Below are 21,357 nucleotides of genomic sequence, written 5' to 3'. Positions count from 1 at the left end.
TGGGGCCGGCCGGCGCGATGCTTTCTTTTATGTCAGGGTGAAACGTGAGCTATCAGGATAATCCCGAAGACAACAAAATGCCGTTGATGGAGCACCTGCTGGAGCTCCGCCGCAGACTGCTGTATTCGGCCATTGCCTTCGTTCTGGCATTTTTCCTCTGCTACGCCGTTTCCACCCATATTTACGGCTTTCTGATCAAGCCGCTCGCCGACATCATGCATGAGATCGGCGGTTCGCAGCGGATGATCTATACCGCCCTGACCGAAGCCTTCTTCACCTATCTGACCGTGGCGATGTTTGGTGCCGGAGTAATTACCTTTCCGGTGATTGCCACCCAGATCTGGATGTTTGTTGCGCCCGGCCTGTACAAGCATGAGCGCCGGGCGTTCATGCCCTATCTGATCGTGTCGCCGATCCTGTTCGCGCTTGGTGCGGCGCTGGTCTACTATTTTGTTATTCCAATGGCCTGGCGCTTTTTGCTCGGGTTCCAGACCAATGCTGAGCAGACCGTTCTGCCGATCGAGCTGGAAGCCAAGGTCGGTGAATACCTCGGTCTGGTGATGAAGCTGATCTTCGCGTTCGGCATCTGTTTTCAGCTGCCGGTGCTGCTGACCCTGCTGGCCAAGGTCGGGGTGGTGACCAGCGCCGGTCTGGCCGCCAAGCGCCGCTATGCGGTCGTTGGCGTGTTCATCGTCGCCGGGGTCCTAACCCCCCCGGACGTGATCAGCCAGATCGGTCTGGCAGTTCCCCTGATGGCGCTCTATGAAGCCTCGATCTGGTCGGCCCGGCTGATTGAACGCAACCGTCGCAAGGCGGAGGAGGCCGAGGCCGCCGAGCTGGCTGCGGCTGAAGCGGCTGAGGCAGACGCCGAGGCTGCCCGGGCGGCCACAGCAGAGGCCGGGGAGGCCAATGCCGCCCTTCCGGCACCATCGCAGACCATCGACCCGGAACTTGGGGTCGGGGAAACAGATTTTAATCGCTGAATGACCGGGCCCTCGCGTATAAAGATCGCGGGGGCCTGTCTTTTTCTGCCGACACAGGCTGTCAGCGTCCCCTGAATGTCTTCCGTGTGTATTGAGGATAACCATGCTTGATCTGAAATGGGTTCGTGAGAACCCGGACCTTCTGGATGCCGGTCTGGCCCGTCGGGGTAAGGAACCGCTGGCGGCGTCCATTGTGGCTCTCGACGAGAAGCAGCGGGCGGTCACCACCGAGCTGCAGGGCCTTCAGGCCCGCCGCAACGATGCGTCCCGTCAGATCGGCGCGGTGAAGAAGTCCGGCGGCGATGCCCAGCCGCTGATGGATGAAGTGGCTGCGATCAAGGACCGGATGGCGGCCCTTGAGGACGAAGAGCGCGCTCTGGTCGCGGATCTGGACACCCTGATGCTGGGGATTCCCAACCTGCCGGACGATCAGGTTCCGGATGGGGCGGATGAGAATGACAACCGCGAAATCCGTCGCTGGGGTGAGCCGAAAACCTTCGACTTTGAGCCGAAAGAGCATTTTGACCTCGGCGGCGGCCTGATGGACTTTGAAGGGGCCGCCAAGCTGTCCGGTGCCCGCTTCGTGATCCTGAAAGGGGCGATGGCCCGCCTGAGCCGGGCGCTGGCGCAGTTTATGCTGGATCTGCACACCGGCGATCATGGCTACACCGAAATGAACACCCCGGTGATGGTTCTGGACGCGCCGCTGGTCGGCACCGGCCAGCTGCCGAAGTTCTCCGAAGATCTGTTCCGCACCACCGGCAGCCACTGGCTGATCCCGACGGCGGAAGTCACCCTGACCAATACGGTGGCCGACAGCATTCTGGATCCGGCCAAGCTGCCGATCCGCATGACAGCCCACACCCTGTGTTTCCGCTCTGAAGCCGGTTCGGCGGGGAAAGATACCCGCGGCATGATCCGTCAGCATCAGTTCGAAAAGGTGGAGATGGTCACCGTCTGCACCCCGGAGCAGTCGGAAGCCGAACATCAGCACATGACCGCCTGCGCGGAAGAGGTGCTGAAGCGCCTTGGCCTGCCGTACCGCGTTCTGGCGCTGTGCTCCGGCGATATGGGCTTCTCGGCCCGCCGGACCTACGATCTTGAGGTCTGGCTGCCGGGGCAGGGCCGGTATCGCGAAATTTCGTCGTGCTCCAACACCGGCGATTTCCAGGCCCGCCGCATGAAGGCCCGGTACCGGCCGGATGGCGAAAAGGCGACCCGCTTCGTTCACACCCTGAACGGATCCGGCGTCGCGGTGGGCCGCTGTCTGGTGGCCGTTCTGGAAAACTATCAGCAGGCGGATGGTTCCATCCTCGTGCCGGAGGCCCTGCGCCCCTACATGGGTGGGCTGGAAGTGATCCGTACCGATGTTTGAACCGATCACCGATCTGAAAAACTCCCGGATTCTGGTTTCGAATGACGACGGTCTGCATGGGCCGGGGCTGGAGGTGCTGATCCGCATCGCCGAAAGCCTGTCCGACGATGTCTGGGTGGTGGTGCCGGAACACGAGCAGAGCGGGGCCGGGCATAGCCTGACCCTGCACCACCCCCTGCGGATGCGGCAGGTGCGGGACCGGGTCTATGCCGTCTCCGGCACCCCGACCGACTGCGTTCTGCTGGCGGTCAATCACCTGCTGAAGGATCATCGTCCGGATCTGGTTCTGTCCGGGGTCAACCGGGGGGCCAATCTGGGCGAGGATGTCACCTATTCCGGCACGGTTGCCGCCGCCATGGAAGGGACCCTGCTGGGCATTCCGTCCATTGCCCTGTCACAGGTCTATACCGATGACAACCCGGTGCCATGGGCAACGGCTGAGACCCATGGCCCGGCAGTGATCCGGACCCTGACCTCTCTCGGCTGGCCGACGACGGAGCTGATGAATGTCAACTTCCCCGATGTTGCCGCTGATGCGGTCAAAGGGGTTGTCGCTGCCCGTCAGGGCTCCCGCAAGATCGGTGATGATCTTGATCAGCGCTTCGATCCGCGCGGTCGGCCCTATTTCTGGATCGGACCGCAGCGATCCCGGGAGCGGGCGGACGAGGGAACCGATATTGCCGCCATTCAGGCCGGGCAGATCGCCGTTACCCCGCTGTGTGTTGACCTGACAGCGCAGAGCACTCTGGACCGGTTGCGGGCTGGAGGTCTGGCGTGAAGGATGCGCGCGTCGCCCGTCTGATTATGGAGCTGCGGCAGGCCGGGGTCACCGATCCCCGGGTGCTGACGGCGATGGAGATGGTGCCGCGCAGCCTGTTTGTTCCCCCGCATCTGGATGCGGAGGCCTATGAGGACCGGGCCCTGCCGATTGGCTCCGGCCAGACCATCAGCCAGCCGGTGGTGGTCGGGCTGATGTCTCAGGCCCTTGCCATCGGTGACCGGCACCGGGTGCTGGAAATTGGTACGGGATCAGGATATCAGGCGGCGGTACTTGCGCGTTTGTGCCGTCGTCTGTACAGTCTGGAACGTCACCGTGACCTGCATCTTCAGGCAGAACAGCGGTTTAAGTCATTAGGGTACCGTAACATTACGACCAAGGTGGGCGATGGCTGGAAGGGATGGCCAGAGCAGGCACCATTTGACCGGATCATTGTGACCGCAGCCGCCGTCGAGCTGCCGAAGGTCCTGATTGAGCAGCTGGCGCCGGGCGGGGTGCTGGTGATCCCGATCGGGCCTGAGTTCGACACACAGGAGCTGTGGCGCTTTGTGAAGGATCCTGAGACAGGCCATTGCGCCGGAGAACGGATGTTCCCGGTCCGCTTTGTGCCAATGATTCAGGGGCTTCCGGGAGCGGGTCGCTACGGTGCCTGACGGGGCGTGTTCCAGACCGGGACACCGTTCCGGCCTTGGAACAGTTAATCGGGGTCAACAGTGCGAGCCATGACAGCAGTTTCCGCCAGATTCATGGGTGTTGTGATGACGGTCGCCGGGCCGTTGGCGTTGGCCGCCTGTGGACCGGCGGATCAGTATAATCCGCCCTGGTTGCAGTCCCAGCAGCCGCACAGCACCTCTTCGACCGCGTCCGCACCGTCTGCTTCGGCGACGACCTCCGCTAAAAAACCTCAACCTGCTCCTGCTCCGGCAGCATCCGGGCCCCCGGTCGCAACGGCACAGGCAAGCACCGTGACCGTCGGAAAAGGCGAAACGCTGCCTTCGCTGGCGCGACGGCTGGATATTCCGTCCCGTTTTCTGATCGCTGAAAACGACCTGAAAAGCCCCTATACCCTGTCAGAAGGGCAGGTTCTGAAGGTTCCGGCGATCCGTTCCCATACCGTGGTTTCCGGGGAAACGCTGACCGGCATTTCCAACCGCTACGGCGTGGATATGACCCAGCTGGCGCGGATCAACGATATTCCGGCCCCTTACGGGGTCAAGGTCGGTCAGGTTCTGGGCATCCCCCAGAATGAGCCGAAGCAGCCACTCCCTGCCGCTGCGCGGGATATGGCCCCAGTCGGTCAGCCGCCGGCTGCCACTCCGGCTCCGGCGACTGAACCGCAGGCCCAGCCCGCTCAACCTCAGCCTGCGGCACAGACGGGATCAACGGTTCCTGCAAAGGCAGATATGTCCGTTGAACCGCCGAAGCGGGCCGGGTCACTGTTCGCCTGGCCGATCAAGGGCAAGGTCCTGACCGGATTTGGCGTTGATGCCGCCGGGCTGCGCAATGACGGGATCAACATTCAGGCGTCGCCGGGCAGCAGTGTCCGGGCGGCCGAGAATGGTGTGGTCGTTTATGCGGGCAATGAATTGAAGGGCTTCGGCAACCTTCTGCTGATCAAACATGCCGATGGCTGGATGACGGCCTATGCCCACAATGCCGAGCTGGCCGTTCTGCGCGGCGATATCGTTAAAAAAGGGCAGGTGATCGCGAAAGCCGGGGCTACCGGCTCCGTCACCTCGCCGCAGGTCCATTTCGAAGTCCGGAAGGATGGGGCAGCTGTCGATCCGACGCAGTACATGGAAAAGCGATAACGCCACGGCTTCTGGCCGATAAGAAAAAGCGCGGAACCTGAAAGGGCTCCGCGCTTTTTCAGTGCTCAAACGAGCAAGACTCAGGCCTTGTTCAGGGCCGGAATTGCCGCAGTCCATTGCGGCAGGTCGGCCAATGCCCGGCGGCTGTACAGCACTTTACGCTCCCGGCCCCGGATCTTGCGGCCACGGGCATCTTTTTCTTCCGGCGGCTCCGGGAACAGGCCGAAATTCACGTTCATCGGCTGATAGGTTTCTGCGGCCGCGTTGAGGGTGATGTGATTGAGGATCGCCCCGAGAGCGGTGGTTTCCGGGGGCAGGGCCTCCGGCAGGCCGAGAACCTCACGGGCGGTGAAAACGCCGGCCATCAGCCCGACAGAAGCGCTCTCGACGTATCCTTCACAGCCGGTGATCTGCCCGGCAAAGCGCAGGCGGGGCAGGGTCTTCAGCCGCAGGGTCCGGTCCAGCAGGCGCGGGCTGTTCAGGAAGGTATTGCGGTGAATCCCGCCCAGACGGGCAAATTCCGCGTTCTCCAACCCCGGGATCATCCGGAAGATCCGGGCCTGTTCCGCATACTTCAGCTTGGTCTGGAAACCGACGATATTATACAGCGTTCCCAGCGTATTATCCTGCCGAAGCTGAACCACCGCATAAGGTTTGACTCCCGGCGTATGCGGGTTGGTCAGCCCCACCGGTTTCATCGGGCCATAAACCAGAGTCTGGCGGCCACGCTCCGCCATCACTTCGATCGGCAGGCAACCTTCAAAGTACGGCGTGTCTTTTTCCCAGTCCTTGAACTCGGTTTTCTCGGCGGCCAGAAGCGCATCGAGGAAAGCCTCGTACTCATCACGGGTCATCGGGCAGTTGATGTAGTCGGTCCCGGTCCCCTTGTCATAACGGGACTGGAACCATGCCCGGTCAAAGTTGATGCTTTCTTTGTAGAGGATTGGGGCGATGGCATCGAAGAAGGCCAGCGAGTCTTCCCCGGTCTCTGCCTGCACTGCCGCCGACAGTTTCCCTGATGTCAGGGGGCCGGTGGCAAAGATGGTCGGGCCCCATTCCACCGGCGGCAGGCTGATGACCTCGGCCCGGTCAACGGTGATCAGCGGATGGGTATGCAGCTTCTGCGTCACCAGCGCCGAAAACGCGTCACGGTCCACCGCCAGCGCCCCGCCGGCCGGAACCTTGGTGGCATCAGCGCAGGACAGGATCAGGGATCCACAGCGGCGCAGTTCTTCATGCAGCAGGCCGACGGCGTTGTATTCCGCATCATCCGAGCGAAGGGAATTGGAACAGACCAGTTCGGCGCAGCCATCGGTCTGATGGGCCTCGGTCTTCACCACCGGGCGCATTTCATGCAGGATCACCGGCACCCCGGCTTCAGCCAGCTGCCATGCGGCCTCGCTGCCAGCCAGTCCGGCACCAACCACATGCACGGCATTAACGGAAGTCTGTGAATCCGACATTCTTCAACCTGTTAGAAGGGTTTTCTGAGGCGATGGGGAAGGGGGTTAACCGTCATAGCCGATGGCCGGGGCGCGGGAAACAAACTTTCCCTTCACCCCCTGCGGCCAGTCGCGGAACGGCACCACACCGGTTTCAGATTTCTGATAAGCCCGGACATACTCCAGCAGCGCCCCCGCCGATTCATCCTCGGCCGAAAGACGGCCAAGGGTGTAGGCCATCTTGCCGGGGGCGCGGACATGGGCTGTGCAGTTCCGGTCACAGGCCATCAGGCACTTCATCGTGCGGATAACGATGCCGTCCTCCGACGCCACGGCATCCCGCAGCGTCTCTGTCAGTGCGTCGCCGCCGGTACGGCCGTCTTTTTCCCGGGTGCCATCCGGATGACGGCAGGTTTCGCAGACAATGATTTCTGTGGTCATTGGTCCGGTGCCTTCTTCACGTAAAGTGGGGGACTGTTTAGCACTGTCGCCGCAGCAAGGAAAGGATCGCCGCTTTCAGGCGACAATCGGCCGGAAGGCGGCCCCGGCATCGCCGAACAGGCGCCGGTACCGGGTAATTTCCGTCTCCGGCCCGGTGGGTTTGGCAATATTGTCGGAAAGCTTTACGGCAGGGCGACCCCGCACCTCCGTAATCTTGCAGACCAGACTGAGGGGGTTCAGGTCATCCCGATGACGGGGATGGCAGCCCCGGAAATCGTTGGCAAACAGAGTGCCCCAGCCAAAACCAAGGCGACAGCGCCCGCGGAAGGCCCTGTCGAGGGCGAGAATGTCGTCAAGGTCAAGGGCGTCGGAGAACAGAACCAGCTTCTCCCGTGGATCCCGGCCCCGGGCCTGCCACCAGCGGATTGCCTCCTCACCGGCTTCAAACGGGTCCTTGCTGTCCACGCGCAGGCCTGTCCAGTCGGCAACCCAGTCAGGAGCCTCTTCCAGAAACTGCGTGGAGCCGTAGGTGTCCGGCAAAAAGACCAAAAGCCGCCCCTGATACATCTGTTGCCATTGATCCAGAACACGGTACTGGGCGGACCGCATCTCCTCATCCGTATCGGCAAGGGCGGTCAGCACCATCGGCAGTTCATGGGCGTTGGTCCCGATCGCCTCAATCCCATGTTTCTGAGCCAGAGAGACATTGGATGTTCCGTTGAAGGCGGCTCCCAGCCGGTCCTGTGCCGCCAGAACCGCCCATTCCTGAAACAGGAAATCACCCCGGCGCCGGGTGGAAAAGTCGGCAATCCCGGTCACACCGGCCTCAGCCAGACGGTCCAGCTTTTCCCACAGGCGGGTTTTGGCGCGGGAATACAGAACATCCAGCTCCAGCTCCGACAGCCGGGCCAGACCGGCGCGGTTGCGCAGGGTATTGACGATGGTGACAGCGTAAATCTCCCACAGCATCACCTGTGACCAGGGGCCGGAGAACCGCAGCTCGTACTGGCCATCAAGGATCCGCAGTTCATACTCAGGCAGCCGCAGTGTTTTCAGCCACGCCAGAAAATCCGGCTGAAAGATCCCTTCAGTGCCGTAGAACGTATTCCCGGCCAGCCAGATCCGTTCCTGATTGGTCAGGGCCAGAGAGCGGACATGGTCAAGCTGGGCCTCCAGCTCCCGCCGCTCAATAATCTCGGCCAGCCGGACGTCGGTCGAGCGGTTGATCAGGGAGAACGTAACGGGTACGTCGGCATGATGCTTCCAGATCATCTGAAGCATCAGCAGCTTGTAAAAATCCGTATCCAGCAGGGACCGGACGATCGGGTCAATCCGCCAGCGGCGGTCATAGGCGCGGGACGCCAGATTCAACATCATAACGGGGGACCCCTTGGACCCTCAGGCGGGATAATCAGGGGAAGACTTTCCCGTGAACGCAGGGGCTTTGCAAGAAAAGCTTAGCACCGGGCAGGGGTTTACCTGCGGCCCTGATCCGGGATATTGGTGAAGAATGCCACAGCAGTACGGAAGGCAGGGCAATGATAGCGACTGGTGTCCACCTTTTGGTGATCGATCCGCAGCGGGATTTTTGCGATGGCCCATGCGACGGGGCTCTGGCGGTTCCCGGCGCGGACGCTGATATGCGGCGGCTGGCGGAGCTGATCCGGAGGGCCGGGCAGGGGATTGACGCCATCCATGTCACGCTGGACAGTCATAATCTGCTGGATATCGCCCATCCGGCATGGTGGCAGGATGCGGAGGGGCAGTCACCGGCTCCGTTTACGGTGATCACCGCCGGGTCGGTGGCCGATGGTCTGTGGCGGGCGGCCAATCCCGCAGCCCAACACCGGTCCGAGGCCTATCTCCTCGATCTGGAACGCCGGGGAAAATACGCTTTGGTGATCTGGCCACCGCATTGCCTGATCGGCAGCCCCGGACATGCCGTGCATCCTGATCTTCTGGCGGCCCTGATGACGTGGCAGGAAACGTATCAGCGGTCGGTCAATTTTGTCCTGAAGGGCCTGAATCCATACACCGAGCATTATTCGGCAATTGCTGCCGAGGTTCCGGATAGCGCTGATCCGGCAACACAGCCGAACCGGATTCTTCTGGAGGAGCTGAAGCGGGCAGGGCAGGTTCTGGTGGCGGGTGAAGCCCTCAGTCATTGCGTCAAGGCAACGGTGACGGATATTGCCGATATGGTTGGCCCGGAAAGCTGCCGCCGCTTTACGCTGCTGACGGATTGCATGAGCCCGGTTCCGGCCTTACCCGGCGGCCCTGACTTTCCTCAGCTTGGTCGTGACTTTCTCTCGACGATGAAAGCCCGGGGAATGCGGCTGGCCGACAGCGCGGAACTTGCCTTTTAAGAGATCATTCTTCGGGCTCAACCCGACCCTGAGCGGGGCAAGATCCGCAGAGATTGATGGAAATGCCCTAATAGCACATTGATATTACAGAGATAACCAAATCAGTTATTGTCGCATAATATATATTATGAAGAGCATTGAATCCGGAATGGAAGGCAAATGGCAAAGTCCTCAGCGGTCGCAAATTCTGCTAACCGTATATATATAACGAATATGATCTGTTAAATTGGCAGTTCCGGTCTCAATCGATGCTGATCACCAGACCATCATGGGCTGGCCGGACATGGGATGGCAAAGAGGCCTCCAGCGCCGCATAATCCAGTCCCGGCCCCAGATGGGTCAGCCAGGCCCGCTCCGGTTTAACCCGCTCAATCCACTCAAGGGCCAGATCGACATGGGCATGTGTCGGGTGCGGCTTGGGACCAAAGACGCCAATCACCCAGACCTTGATCCCTTCCAGAATCGGAAATGCCTCTTCCGGCAAATGCATCAGGTCGGTTGAATAGGCAAAATCCCCAATCCGCAGGCCCTGCGTCAGCCCCCAGCCATGATCCTGCTCAAACGGGATCACGGGAATTCCCGCCACTGAGAACGGGCTATCCCCGATCAGATGCGGTTCCAGCCATGGCCGGAAAATCGGCTTCCCGTGGGGAATGTCGCCAAAGACGTAGCCGAATGAATCCCGCAGCTTGTCCAGCGTCGGACCGTCGCCCCAGATTGGCAGCGGACCACCGATATTGCGGTTGATGGCCCGCAGGTCATCAACCCCATGGGTGTGGTCAGCATGGCCGTGCGTAAAGATCACCCCGTCCAGTGTGCGGATGCCATTATCCAGAAACTGGGACCGCAGATCCGGAGATGTATCAATCAGGATCCGCTTCCCCTGCCCGTCCAGCGGCGAAATCGCCTCAATCAGGGCTGAGGAGCGGGTCCGGCGGTTGCGCGGATTGGCGGGGTCACAGGCCCCCCAGCCATGATCAAGGGCCGGTATGCCGCCGGAGGGACCACTGCCAAGAATTGTGACCTTCATGAACCCTCCGGCCCGCCTTGATCGTCTACTAGGAGATATTCAGGCTGCCCTGCCCGGCTGAAAGTCAGGCGACAACCTTACTGAACAGGCGGTGGAAATTGGCGGTCGAGACCGCCGCAAAGTCTTCTGCTGACAGACCTTTCAGGCCTGCGACCTTTGCAGCAGTATAGGCGGTGAAAGCTGGCTCATTCCGCTTCCCACGCTTGGGAATCGGGGCCAGATACGGCGCATCGGTTTCCACCAGCAGGCGCTCCACCGGCAGGTCGCGGACAGTCTCCCGCAATTCTTCCGCCTTGTTGAAGGTCACGATGCCGGATAGCGAAATATACAGCCCCATCTCCACGCATTCCTCCGCCAGTGCGCGGGAGGAACTGAAGCAGTGGATCAGGCCCCGGAACGGACCGGCTTTCATCTCTTCCCGCAGGATGGCCAGCGTATCCTCGTCGGCATCACGGGTGTGAATGATCACCGGCAGGTCCGCCTGTCGGGCGGCTTCGATATGCAGACGGAAGGCCCGCTGCTGATCGTCCCGCGGGCTGTGCTCGTAGAAATAGTCCAGCCCGGTCTCGCCGAAGCCGACCACCTTGGGGTGATCGGCCAGCGTCAGGAGTGTCCCGGCATCCAGCAGGGTTTCCGATCCCGCTTCATGCGGGTGGATACCGACCGTACACCAGACATTATCAAACCGTTCCGCCACCGCACGGACCCGCTCAAACCGGGACAGATGGGTGCAGATGGTCAGCATGGTGCTGACCCCTGCCCCTTCGGCCCGGGCGATCACATCCGGCAGTTCTTCAGAAAAGTCAGGAAAATCAAGGTGACAGTGACTATCCACCAGCATGGGACCGGGTAACTCTCTGCTTAGGAAGCGGTCGCTTCAGCTTCAACATAACGCGGGAACACGCCTTCCGGCTTCGGCAGGGCCGAACCCGGCACCAGCGCCCCGGCGGCACCGAAATGGGCCATGGAACGGGCATCCGCGGCAACCGCCATCTGATCCAGCATCTTTCCGGCGCTGGTCGGAACGAACGGCTGCATCAGCAGGGCCAGATTGCGGATGCTTTCCGCCAGCACCCACAGGACGGTTTCCATCCGCGCCGGATCGGTCTTCTTCAGGCCCCACGGAGCCTGCCGGTCGACGTAACCGTTGGCGGCACGGATCACCACCCAGATGCTTTCCAGCGCTTCGTGGAACACCTGCCGGTCCAGCTGACCGCGCACGGTTTCCAGCAGCGCATAGGCACTGCCCAGCATCGCTTCATCGTCTTCCGTCAGCGGGCCCTTGTTTGGCACGGCGGCATTGCAGTTCTTGTTGATCATCGACAGAACCCGCTGCGACAGGTTGCCGAAATCGTTGGCCAGCTCGCTGTTCATGCGGCCGACCATCGCCTGATGCGAAAAGTCTCCGTCATTGCCGAACGGAACCTCGCGCAGCATGAAGAACCGCACCTGATCCAGCCCATACCGCTCCACCAGCTGGTACGGGTCGATCACGTTGCCGAGGGACTTGGAGATCTTCTGGCCTTCGTTGGTCCACCAGCCATGGGCAAATACCCGCTGCGGCGGCGGCAGGTCGGCCGCCATCAGGAACGCCGGCCAGTAAACGGCGTGGAACCGCAGGATATCCTTGCCGACCATATGCAGGTTGGCGGGCCAGAACTGCTTATAGTCAGAGGCGTCGGTATCCGGATAGCCGACGGCGGTGATGTAGTTGGTCAGCGCATCCAGCCACACATACATGATGTGGGCATCATCGCCGGGCACCGGGACGCCCCACTTGAAGGTGGTGCGGGACACCGACAGATCCTGAAGGCCGCCCCGCACAAAGCTCAGCACTTCGTTGCGGCGGCTTTCCGGGGCGATGAAATCGGGGTTGGCTTCATAGAAAGCCAGCAGACGGTCCTGCCACGCCGACAGACGGAAGAAATAGCTGGCCTCTTCCACCCACTCCACCGGGGCACCGGTCGGGGCCAGTTTCTCGCCGTTCGGGCCCGCTTTCAGTTCGGACTCGGAATAAAAGGCCTCATCACGGACCGCATACCACCCGGCATACTTATCCAGATAAATGTCGCCCTTTTCCAGAAGCCGGGTCCACAGCGCCTGACAGGCGGCCTTGTGGCGGACTTCGGTGGTGCGGATGAAGTCGTCGTTGCTGTAGCCCATGGCGGCAGCCAGATCGCGGAAGTTCTGCGAGACGTCATCGGTGAACTGCTGCGGAGCAATCCCCTTGGCCATCGCCGACTTCTCGACCTTCTGGCCATGCTCATCGGTGCCGGTCAGAAACTTGACGGTGTAGCCATCCAGCCGCTTGAACCGGGCCAGAACATCGCACGCCAGCGTGGTGTAGGCGTGGCCGATATGCGGCTTGTCGTTCACGTAATAGATCGGCGTGGTGACATAAAAGGGCTTTTGCCCGGCCATCGCGGTATCTCCCGGTTGGGCGTGGGGTGCGGTCTTGTCGGGGCGGCGTGACGGTCAGCGGCGGGTCATCTCGCGCTCAATCTGCGCGAAGACACTCAGCAGGACGGTTTTTTTGTCCAGCGCCACGGCCCCTGTCCGCTCGAACAGGTGACCGATCTTTTCCCACACCTCCACCCAGCGATCAAGAGGCGCCGCAGCAAGCAGGCTGCGGGTCAGGCCGTTTTCTCCGGGAATGATCTCCACCGGTTCCTGCCTGCGCCCTCCGGCGGCGATGGCACGGGCCAGCCACCATTGCAGCAGGTCGGCGGTGATGGTGAAGGTTTCCTCACTGCGCGAGACCTTATCCGCAAAGGCATGCAGGGCCATGCCGTCCAGCTTCGGCAGGCTGCGCAGCAGGGTGATCATGGCGTGATAATGCTGGAGCCCGCCTTCATCCGCCAGCTCCAGCGCCCGGCCGATGCTGCCGTCAGACAGCCGAAGCATGGCTTCCGCATCATCCCGGGGCAGATCCGGCCGGGCCCGGGCCAGAAGAGTCAGGGCATCAGCCTCTGACGGGGGGCGCAGGGCCAGATGGCGGCAGCGGGACCGGATGGTGGGCAGCAGGCGGGCCGGGTTATGCGCCAGCAGCAGCAGCAGGGACCGTTTTGACGGCTCCTCAAGAACCTTCAGGATCGCATTGGCTGCATTGCGGTTCATCTCATCGGCGGCATCAACCAGCACCACCTTCCAGCCCCCGGCGGTCATGGCGAGAAATTCGCCGACGCCACGGACGCTGTCGACAATAATCTCACCCCGGAAGCGTTTCTTCTTCTCGTCCCACTGGCGTTCAACCACCCGGAAGTCGCCGTGCGCCCCTTGCGCGATCTGACGGAAAGCCGGGGACTCCGGGGGGATATCCAGTGTATCCGGTGGCCCGAACAGGCCCGATGGACCATCTCCCTGCGACAGGACAAACCGGGCCACCCGGTATGCGAAAGTGGCCTTGCCGATCCCCCGGGGACCGGTGATCAGCCAGGCATGGTGCATCCGGCCTGCATTCCACGCGTCCAGAACCTGATGTTCGGCATCAGCGTGGCCGAGGAGGAGGCTGTTTTCTTTGGGAGGGAGCAGACCGGAGTCAGTCATCGCCGCTTCCGTTAACGGCCATGATGGGGCAACCGCGACAGAACGGTTTCAAGGATGACACGGCGGATTTCGTCCACGCTTCCCATACCGTCAATCGTCGCGCAGCGGTCTGGGTTATTCCGGACAATCTCCTGAAAGCCGCGCCGGATTTTCAGGTGGAAGCTGTCCGCGAGCCCTTCAAAACGGTTTTCGTCATCCCCACGCCGACCGGCTCGGGCCAGACCGACCTCAACCGGAACATCAATGTACAGCGTCAGATCCGGCTGAAGTCCTTCGGAAACAGCCTGATACAGGCTGTCCAACCAATCCATGGCAAGGCCGCGTCCATAGCCCTGATAGGCGAGCGTGGAATCATTGAAACGGTCACAGAGAACCCAGCGCCCTTGCTCCAGCGCGGGCAGAATCACCGTCTGGAGGTGGTTGCGGCGGGCGGCATACAGCAGAAGGGTTTCGCTGACGCCATCCCAGCGACCGGCTTCTCCCCGCACCAGAAGGCCACGGATTTCCTCAGCCCCCGGCGAGCCTCCCGGTTCCCGGGTTTGCAGCACCGGCAGGCCCTGCGCCTCAAGGGCGGCGGCAAGAAAGGAAATCTGGGTGGATTTCCCCGCCCCTTCGCCGCCTTCAAAGGTGATGAACCGGCCGCGCACGCCGGATTACTTCGCAGGCTGGGCCGTTGACGGAACCGTCAGGGCCTTGCTGGTCATATCCGTCACATTCTGGCTGGCCGGACCAACCACCATGTGGCGCAGGGCTGCCGCAATCCGGCCCATAAAGCCCAGACGCTCCACATCCGCAGCGGCATACAGCGGAACATCAATCGGCGCATCCATATCCTGCCCGTTGACCCGCAGGGTGGCAATCTGCGCCCCCTTCTGGATCGGGGCCGGGATCGGCCCGTTATAGACCACCCGGACATCGAGGTTCTGGGCGGCACGGCGCGGCAGGGTCAGGCGGATATCCTTCTGGGCGGTCAGGGGAACCTCATCAACATCCCCAAGCCAGACTTCGGCGGTCGAGATATTCTCCCCGGCGGTGAACAGGGTCTTGTTCTCGAAGTTGGCAAAACCCCAGTCCATGATTTTCTGAGATTCCTCAGAGCGTTCAGCCATGGAGTTAAGGCCATTGATCACCATGATCTGGCGGCGTTCGCCGCGTTGGGCAGACCCGGTCAGGCCGTATCCGGCAACCGAGGTATGCCCGGTCTTCAGGCCATCGGCCCCCGGCATGGTAAACAGCAGCGGATTGCGGTTCTGCTGCCGGATCTTATTGTAATAGAACTCTTTTTCCGAATAGATCCGGTAGTATTCAGGGAAGGTGACAATCAGGTACCGCGCCAGCGTCGCCAGATCACGGGCGGTCATATAGTGATTGGGGTCCGGCAGGCCGGTGGCATTGGCGAAGTGGCTGTCCTTCAGGCCGATTTCCTTGGCCTTGCGGTTCATCGCCTCAGCAAAGGCGTCTTCGGTGCCCATCAGGCCTTCCGCCAGAACGATGCAGGCATCGTTCCCGGACTGAATGATCATGCCGCGCAGCAGGTCTTCGACCTTTGCCTCGCTGTTCAGATCAAGGAACATGGTCGAGCCACCGGAGGCGGCCCCGCCCTTTTTCCAGGCATTCTGCGACACCCGGAACTTTTCCTCAAACGACAGCGATCCTTCCTTCAGGCGTTCAAACACCATCAGGGCGGTCATCAGCTTGCTCATCGACGACGGCGGCATCTGGGTGGTGCCGTTCTTGTCAAACAGCACGGCACCGGTTTCGAAGTCGACCAGATAGGCTTCCCGCGCCTTGGTTTCCAGCGTGACGGCCCCGGCGGGGGCAATCAGGGCAGTGGAAGACAGCATGGCTGCCGAAACCGCCGCCAGAGCCAGATGACGCAGGATCTTCCGGGGGGCAGACACAGACTGGCAGAGGGCAGAAACGAGCATGGGGCAGACCTACTTTAATCAAGAATGTGAACCACGGGGTGCAAGGGCCCGGAAAACGGGACTCTAGTATCTCAGGAGCCTCGTATCAGGCAACTGTGGCAAGGGAAAGGCAGATCACCCTTCCCGTCGGCTCAGTCGATGACAACGCGGGCATCCTTCACACCCTGCGCCTTGACGGCCGCCAGAATACGGTCAGCTTCCGCCGATGTGTTCAGAGGGCCAAGGCGGACGCGGTACATCTCCCGGCCATTGACCTTGACCGGCGAGATGGCCCCCTTGTGGACAGATGCCAGCTTGCCGCGCAGGGCCTCCGCCGTCACCTTGCTGGAGAACGCCCCGGCCTGCACATATGTGCCCCGGCCGGATGCCGCCGCCACGCTGGACGCCAGCGCCGGAGACGCGACGACCGGGGCCGAGACGGTCTTATTCGTCGCCCCGGCCTGCTGCGGCGCAGGCGCGGTACGCGTTTGGGGAACGGCGGCGGACGGCGGCGGCAGAGAGGAAGAGGACGGGGCCGATGTCGAAGCCCGGGTCCCGGACGGGGCATCAAGGCTTTCCGCCGTTGCCACCTTCTGGCGCGGCGCAGGCACCACACTGGGGGCACCGCTGGTTGCGACCGGGGTGCCGGTCTGCACGCCCATCGCTTCCTGCTTCAGGGCCTGACTTTCTTCGGCCAGAACCTCAACCCGGACCTTTGCCGTCCCCTGATCGGTAAAGCCCAGCAGCTGCGATGCCCGGCGGGACACGTCAATCACCCGGTCATTGGAGAACGGGCCGCGGTCGTTGACCCGCAGAACCAGAGCGCGACCGTTTTGCAGGTTGGTCACCCGCACCAGACTGGGCATCGGCAGGGTCTTGTGGGCCGCCGTCAGAGCGTTCTGGTCAAAGCGTTCGCCATTGGCGGTGTCTTTTCCCTGAAACTCGGCACCGTACCAAGAGGCGACACCCTCTTCCTGATAGTCCCAATCTTCCTTCGGGTAATACCAGCGGCCATTGATCTGATAAGGGTTGCCGACTTTATAGGCCCCGACCTTCCCCCATTCATTGGTGCTGCCACTGATGGATTTGGCGGACTGGGCGGCGAACTGGGTTTCTGCACACCCGGCAAGGGCCATCCCGGTGGCACACAGAAGGGCGGCCCGCAGGGCCGCAGTCGGGCGTGCAGGCATGGTAGCCTCTCCCGTGCCACCGGCACCGGAAGTCGAACAGGCAGAGGAGCGACCCCATCGGGTCAAGGTCAGCAGGATCGGCATCATCGGAGCGGCCCGTACTCCCGGGGTATCAGTCTGGTCAACACTATACGCGCCCTGCCCTTCCGGCTGCAACCCGCGCAATGCGGCATGTCATCAATAAAAAATACGGTCGATGCGGAACCGTAATAACACCCGGCCTCAGCGCCCGGCCGCGCGTCGCAGGGCTGCCAGCTCTTCATCATCCGGATAGGCATCGGCAGGGCGACCCTGCGCCCCCTGAAACGCCTTCAGGGCGGCGCGGCTGCGCGCCCCGAAAACGCCGTCCGGGGCTCCCACGTCATACCCAAGACGCCCGAGAAGATCCTGTAATTCCAGCGTTTCAGTGCGGCTTAAGGCCCGCTTTTCCGGATACCCTTCCAGCCGAATGGCCGGGCCACCGGTTAGCTGATCTGCAATGGATCCGACGGCCAGCGCATAGAGGGCCGACCGGTTCCAGACCATAATCGTCCGGAAATTAGATCCGGTCAGAAAGGCCGGGCCGTCAAGTCCAGCAGGCAGGGACAGCCCCAGATTTGCGGACGGAGCTGCCGCCTGACCGGCGATCAGAGGGCGGACCCCGGCGGCCTGCCATTCGGTCAAAGACCGGCGGATCTCGGAATCGGCCAGTGCCGGATTGAAGCCGGGGGCCAGCGAGACCTGCTGCCCCCATGTTTCCCCCGCCTTCCAGCCAACCGAGGATAGATAGTGCGCGGCTGAGGCAAAGGCATCCGGCAGGCTGTTCCAGATGTCAATTTTGCCATCTCCGTCGCCATCAACGGCATAGGCTTTGAAAGTGGATGGCATGAACTGCATGTTGCCCATGGCCCCGGCCCAGGAGCCAACCATTTTATCCGGGGTAATATGACCGGCCTGCACGATGGCCAGCGCATCAAACAGTTCCTTCCGGAAGAAGGCAGAACGGCGGGTGTCGTAGGCCAGCGTCGCCAGCGCACTCAGGACAGAAAAGCCGCCGAAATTGCTGCCGTAATTGGTTTCCATCCCCCAGAACGCCACCAGAACCGGCGCGGGAACGCCATACTGCCCCTCGATCCGGGTCAGCAACGTCTTGTGCTTTTGCAGCAACGCCCGGCCCTGACTGATCCGCTGGTCACTGACGGCCCGGCGCAGGTAGGTCCAGACCGTCTGGGCCAGTTCCGGCTGGGTGCGGTCCAGTTCCAGAACCCGGGGCTGGAAGGTCAGGCCCGGCAGGGCGCGGTCCAACGTCTGGGCGGAGATGCCTTTGCTCAGGGCTTCAGCCCGCAGCTGGGCTTTCCATTCGGCGAAGGAAAGGTCCTGCCGTTCCGCCGGGGCGGACTGCCCCGCCGCCGCAGCGGGGGCGACGGCTGTTGCCGCAGGTGGAACGGTGCCGGATGCAGCAGCCTTCGGGGTTTCGCGGCCATTGGCGGCGCAGCCGGACAGGAGCGCAACCACCCCACACGCCAAAGCCGCGTTTTTCCAGATCGGGGATACTCCCGGAACCTTATGGCTGATCATCCGCCCTGCCCCATACAGTACAGTCATTCCTCCGGCATCGGCAGCAAAGCCGACACCGCTTTCAGACCATCTGTGGCACAGGCCGATGGTGGGTTCAACCCTTGACGCACCGCATTTCCCGCAGCCCAACCCCGGAACTTTAGCGGGGTTTCTGTCAGAAACCCTCTGGACGGCAACGGATTTCCCGGCTAGATAGGAAATCCACTCAGGCTTTTGCCGGGAATGACCCCCGCACAGGCCCCCTGCGGAGGGGTGGTCGAGTGGTTTAAGGCAGCGGTCTTGAAAACCGCCGTAGGTGTAAGCCTACCGTGGGTTCGAATCCCACCCCCTCCGCCAAATTCTCAATAAAAAAATATATCCCGGAAAATATTATATCAGTCCTTTATAAAAACCTGTTGAGCAGGAAGCCACAGAGATGCCTGAATTAATGATCAGACTCCCTGACGCTATCACTATAGCATTATATGGCGCTGCGCTTTCTACTGTTTTAGCCGTAGTCAAAGTTTGGGAGATCTGGCGCGACCGCTTCCGATTGGATATCGGCTGTACCTTCGTTGGCAACCCTGAAGTCGGGCACGAAATACGTATTCGAAACCTATCAACTAAACCATTTATTTTAAAGTATTGGGATGTTTTTTACGGATCGAGCGTCTGTCCTTTCCAAAAAGAAGAGCTCGTCAGCGACAGGGATTTTGGCAACATCGACCCCGATACCACTATAGCGCCTGCATCAACGCACACATTGATTTTCGCGGACGAATCGTACTTTTCAGTCAATCACAATAGTTTAAGAGGGCGCTCCGTCTATATACGGCTACACATCGCCGGACGGAAACCCATTCGTCGTAAATTGTACCCATTCTAGGTGAGTGGGGGCACTATTAAACGATCTAGCAGAGGCAGCCTAAGCATAAGCCGTCCCCTGCAGGGCTACAGCAATCCCCTGCCCTGCCCGGTCAATCAGGTGCAGGAATTGCGCCTGCGCCGCTTCAGCACTTTGCGTCTGTTGATAGGTCCGATGTGCTTCGATAAAAGCGGTTGTCCATGCCGCCAGCAGCAAAGATGCCGCCAGCCGGGCATGGGGATCGGCCCCCTGCGCTCCGGTTGCATCAATCAGCGCTGAGGCGATTTCGGCCGCCAGTTCATCCCGGATCGCCCGGGCGCGGGCTTTCAGGGTCGGGCTCTCCTCGACGGTCCTGATAAACGCCTGACTTTCCGCAGAGAAGACGACATAAGGGGCCTGTTCCGCGATCAGCCGGTGCGCCAGCCTGCGGAACGCCTCCAGCGGAGAAACCCCCTTCTCCCGATGCAAGGCTGTTGTCCGCAACAGCTCCCGCCCCTCTGCCTCCCGGTCAAAGAACAGGTCTTCCTTACGGGGGAAATGATTGAACACCGTCATCCGCCCGACATCGGCGGCGGCGGCGATCTCGTCGATGGTGACGGCATCAAAGCCGCGTTCCCAGAACAGGCGGGTGGCGGCATTGGAGATGGCCTGCCGGGTCGCCTGACGCTTCCGGCTGCGGCGGTCTGTGGTGTCAGTCATGGCTCCTGCATACCACGGAAAGATGGACTGAGTACAGAATTGCATTGACGGCAGGACCTGGGCTGGATACGCATAAATGTACTGAGTCTATTTTTATGACGAGTCCAAAATGCCGCATCGGCCACCCCGCGTTGCCGCCAGCCCCCTTATCATCGCTTATGCGATCATCTTCCTTGATGCCGTCGGCATTGGTCTGATTTTCCCGATCCTGCCGCAGCTTCTTGCCGAAGTGACCCACGGGCAGGATGCCGCTTCCGGGATCGGGCTGATGGCGGCATTGTATGCGGCTATGCAGTTCCTGCTGTCCCCGGCCCTCGGTGCCCTTAGCGATACCTTTGGCCGCCGCCCGGTGCTTCTGCTGTCGCTGACCGGGGCCGCCATCAATTATGCCATCATGGCAGTGGCGCCGTCTTTCTGGATGCTGCTGGCGGGCCGGGCCATTGCGGGACTCACCAGTGCCAATATGTCTGTGGCATCAGCCTATATCACCGACATAACCCCACCAATGGAAAGGGCCAGCCGCTTCGGTCTGTTCAATGCCATGTTCGGGGCCGGATTTATCGTCGGGCCTGTTCTTGGGGGTATTCTGGGGGATTTCTGGATCAGGCTTCCCTTCATCGCCGCCGCCGCGCTAACGGCAGGCACCCTCCTGCTGGCCTTATTTTCGTTACCGGAAACGCGACAGCCGTCCCCCCTCCAGATTGGGTTTATGCATATCAATCCGCTGCGTCCCTTTCTTGATATCCGGATCCTGCGCGGTGTCACGCCCATTCTGCTCGTCTCCTTCATCATGGCCGGGGCCGGAGAAGCCTATGGTGTCTGCTGGACCCTGTGGGGGACCGACACGTTCCAGTGGTCCGGGCTGGAGGCCGGGCTCTCTCTCGGTGCTTTCGGGGTCTGTCAGGCCGTTGCACAAGCCAGCCTGCCGGGTCGGCTGTCGCGCTGGCTGGGGGAGCGGCGGGCCGCGATCACCGGCATAATCTGCGGCGGCTGCGCCCTGACGCTTCTGGCGTTTACCCGGCAGAGCTGGGTTGTTTATGCCAGCATGCCTGTCTTTGTTCTCAGCGGCATCGGCATGCCTGCCCTGCTGGCTTTGGTCACCCGGAGCGTAGACGCTGATCGGCAAGGACAATTTCAGGGGCTTTTAACCTCCATGGCAAGCCTTGCCTCCATCCTCAGCCCGCTGGGATTTTCTCATTTCTACTCCACCATCCGCACCGATTGGCCCGGAGCGGTCTGGTTACTGGTGGCCGGTCTCAATCTGCTGGTGATCCCCTTGATCCTTGTCGCGACCCGACGCGGATCGCAGGTGGCGCCCAAGGCGGCTGCATAGGGGCATCCCCCTTTCCCAACCAGCCCCTACAACAGTCAGGTTGCCTGTCAGGTTA

Annotated in this window: 19 protein-coding genes and 1 tRNA gene; 8 read left to right on the top strand and 12 right to left on the bottom strand. The window is 61.5% G+C overall.

Annotation, left to right across the window (positions count from 1 at the left end; genetic code table 11):
- Positions 1 to 77: 77 nt before the first annotated feature.
- The 5 genes from tatC to FHS48_RS07150 all read left to right on the top strand — a co-directional run bounded on the left by tatC (position 78) and on the right by FHS48_RS07150 (position 4,947).
- Positions 78 to 983, top strand: coding sequence for a twin-arginine translocase subunit TatC (gene tatC / locus FHS48_RS07170; protein ID WP_184262821.1), 906 nt, complete (start codon positions 78 to 80; stop codon positions 981 to 983).
- Between the two features lie 103 nt (positions 984 to 1,086).
- Positions 1,087 to 2,358: a serine--tRNA ligase gene (gene serS / locus FHS48_RS07165; RefSeq protein ID WP_184262818.1), complete on the top strand. Its 1,272-nt coding sequence runs from the start codon at positions 1,087 to 1,089 to the stop codon at positions 2,356 to 2,358.
- A complete protein-coding gene (gene surE / locus FHS48_RS07160) occupies positions 2,351 to 3,136 on the top strand; it encodes a 5'/3'-nucleotidase SurE (protein WP_184262816.1) in 786 nt (261 codons plus the stop codon). The genes serS and surE overlap by 8 nt, the downstream gene beginning before the upstream one ends.
- Complete coding sequence (locus FHS48_RS07155) at positions 3,133 to 3,789, top strand: protein-L-isoaspartate(D-aspartate) O-methyltransferase (protein WP_184262814.1); 657 nt, start codon at positions 3,133 to 3,135, stop codon at positions 3,787 to 3,789. The genes surE and FHS48_RS07155 overlap by 4 nt, the downstream gene beginning before the upstream one ends.
- A gap of 312 nt (positions 3,790 to 4,101) precedes the next feature.
- Entirely contained in the window at positions 4,102 to 4,947 is an 846-nt protein-coding gene (locus FHS48_RS07150) for a peptidoglycan DD-metalloendopeptidase family protein (RefSeq protein ID WP_184262812.1), read from the top strand.
- 80 nt (positions 4,948 to 5,027) lie between these two features.
- On the opposite strand, the gene trmFO is transcribed toward FHS48_RS07150, so the two are convergent.
- The 3 genes from trmFO to FHS48_RS07135 form a co-directional block, all read right to left on the bottom strand.
- A complete protein-coding gene (gene trmFO / locus FHS48_RS07145) occupies positions 5,028 to 6,410 on the bottom strand; it encodes a methylenetetrahydrofolate--tRNA-(uracil(54)-C(5))-methyltransferase (FADH(2)-oxidizing) TrmFO (RefSeq protein WP_184262810.1) in 1,383 nt (460 codons plus the stop codon).
- Positions 6,411 to 6,455: 45 nt separating this feature from the next.
- The gene (locus FHS48_RS07140; protein WP_184262808.1) at positions 6,456 to 6,830 is read right to left on the bottom strand and encodes a DUF1636 family protein; all 375 of its coding nucleotides are present in this window, start codon (positions 6,828 to 6,830) and stop codon (positions 6,456 to 6,458) included.
- 75 nt (positions 6,831 to 6,905) lie between these two features.
- Entirely contained in the window at positions 6,906 to 8,207 is a 1,302-nt protein-coding gene (locus FHS48_RS07135) for a nicotinate phosphoribosyltransferase (protein WP_184262806.1), read from the bottom strand.
- Between the two features lie 161 nt (positions 8,208 to 8,368).
- On the opposite strand from FHS48_RS07135, the gene FHS48_RS07130 reads away from it, so the two are divergent.
- Positions 8,369 to 9,196, top strand: a complete 828-nt coding sequence (locus tag FHS48_RS07130; RefSeq protein WP_184262805.1) for a cysteine hydrolase family protein — start codon at positions 8,369 to 8,371, stop codon at positions 9,194 to 9,196.
- A 241-nt stretch (positions 9,197 to 9,437) separates the two neighbouring features.
- Here FHS48_RS07130 and FHS48_RS07125 read toward each other — a convergent pair whose 3' ends face one another.
- From FHS48_RS07125 to FHS48_RS07090, 8 genes are all read right to left on the bottom strand, one after another.
- The gene (locus FHS48_RS07125) at positions 9,438 to 10,226 is read right to left on the bottom strand and encodes an MBL fold metallo-hydrolase (RefSeq protein ID WP_184262804.1); all 789 of its coding nucleotides are present in this window, start codon (positions 10,224 to 10,226) and stop codon (positions 9,438 to 9,440) included.
- A gap of 64 nt (positions 10,227 to 10,290) precedes the next feature.
- Positions 10,291 to 11,067, bottom strand: a complete 777-nt coding sequence (locus FHS48_RS07120) for a TatD family hydrolase (protein WP_184262803.1) — start codon at positions 11,065 to 11,067, stop codon at positions 10,291 to 10,293.
- Positions 11,068 to 11,087: 20 nt separating this feature from the next.
- On the bottom strand, positions 11,088 to 12,647 hold the full coding sequence (gene metG / locus FHS48_RS07115) for a methionine--tRNA ligase (protein WP_184262802.1): 1,560 nt from the start codon (positions 12,645 to 12,647) through the stop codon (positions 11,088 to 11,090).
- Positions 12,648 to 12,701: 54 nt separating this feature from the next.
- Positions 12,702 to 13,772, bottom strand: coding sequence for a DNA polymerase III subunit delta' (locus FHS48_RS07110; protein WP_184262801.1), 1,071 nt, complete (start codon positions 13,770 to 13,772; stop codon positions 12,702 to 12,704).
- An 11-nt stretch (positions 13,773 to 13,783) separates the two neighbouring features.
- On the bottom strand, positions 13,784 to 14,419 hold the full coding sequence (tmk, locus tag FHS48_RS07105; protein ID WP_184262800.1) for a dTMP kinase: 636 nt from the start codon (positions 14,417 to 14,419) through the stop codon (positions 13,784 to 13,786).
- 6 nt (positions 14,420 to 14,425) lie between these two features.
- On the bottom strand, positions 14,426 to 15,700 hold the full coding sequence (locus FHS48_RS07100) for a D-alanyl-D-alanine carboxypeptidase family protein (RefSeq protein WP_184262799.1): 1,275 nt from the start codon (positions 15,698 to 15,700) through the stop codon (positions 14,426 to 14,428).
- Positions 15,701 to 15,831: 131 nt separating this feature from the next.
- Positions 15,832 to 16,869 (bottom strand): septal ring lytic transglycosylase RlpA family protein, encoded by a 1,038-nt coding sequence (locus tag FHS48_RS07095; RefSeq protein WP_184262798.1) that lies wholly within the window; start codon positions 16,867 to 16,869, stop codon positions 15,832 to 15,834.
- Between the two features lie 222 nt (positions 16,870 to 17,091).
- The gene (locus FHS48_RS07090) at positions 17,092 to 18,453 is read right to left on the bottom strand and encodes a lytic murein transglycosylase (RefSeq protein WP_260402384.1); all 1,362 of its coding nucleotides are present in this window, start codon (positions 18,451 to 18,453) and stop codon (positions 17,092 to 17,094) included.
- 219 nt (positions 18,454 to 18,672) lie between these two features.
- Here FHS48_RS07090 and FHS48_RS07085 point away from each other — a divergent pair.
- Positions 18,673 to 18,762, top strand: a tRNA-Ser gene (locus FHS48_RS07085).
- A gap of 568 nt (positions 18,763 to 19,330) precedes the next feature.
- Here the strand turns inward: FHS48_RS07085 and FHS48_RS07080 are convergent.
- A complete protein-coding gene (locus FHS48_RS07080) occupies positions 19,331 to 19,969 on the bottom strand; it encodes a TetR/AcrR family transcriptional regulator (RefSeq protein WP_184262797.1) in 639 nt (212 codons plus the stop codon).
- Positions 19,970 to 20,078: 109 nt separating this feature from the next.
- On the opposite strand from FHS48_RS07080, the gene FHS48_RS07075 reads away from it, so the two are divergent.
- On the top strand, positions 20,079 to 21,302 hold the full coding sequence (locus FHS48_RS07075) for a TCR/Tet family MFS transporter (RefSeq protein WP_184262795.1): 1,224 nt from the start codon (positions 20,079 to 20,081) through the stop codon (positions 21,300 to 21,302).
- Positions 21,303 to 21,357: the final 55 nt, after the last annotated feature.

This window comes from Novispirillum itersonii, from assembly GCF_014205675.1.
GTDB lineage: Bacteria > Pseudomonadota > Alphaproteobacteria > Rhodospirillales > Rhodospirillaceae > Novispirillum > Novispirillum itersonii_A.
This window is presented reverse-complemented; position numbering and strand designations above follow the sequence as displayed.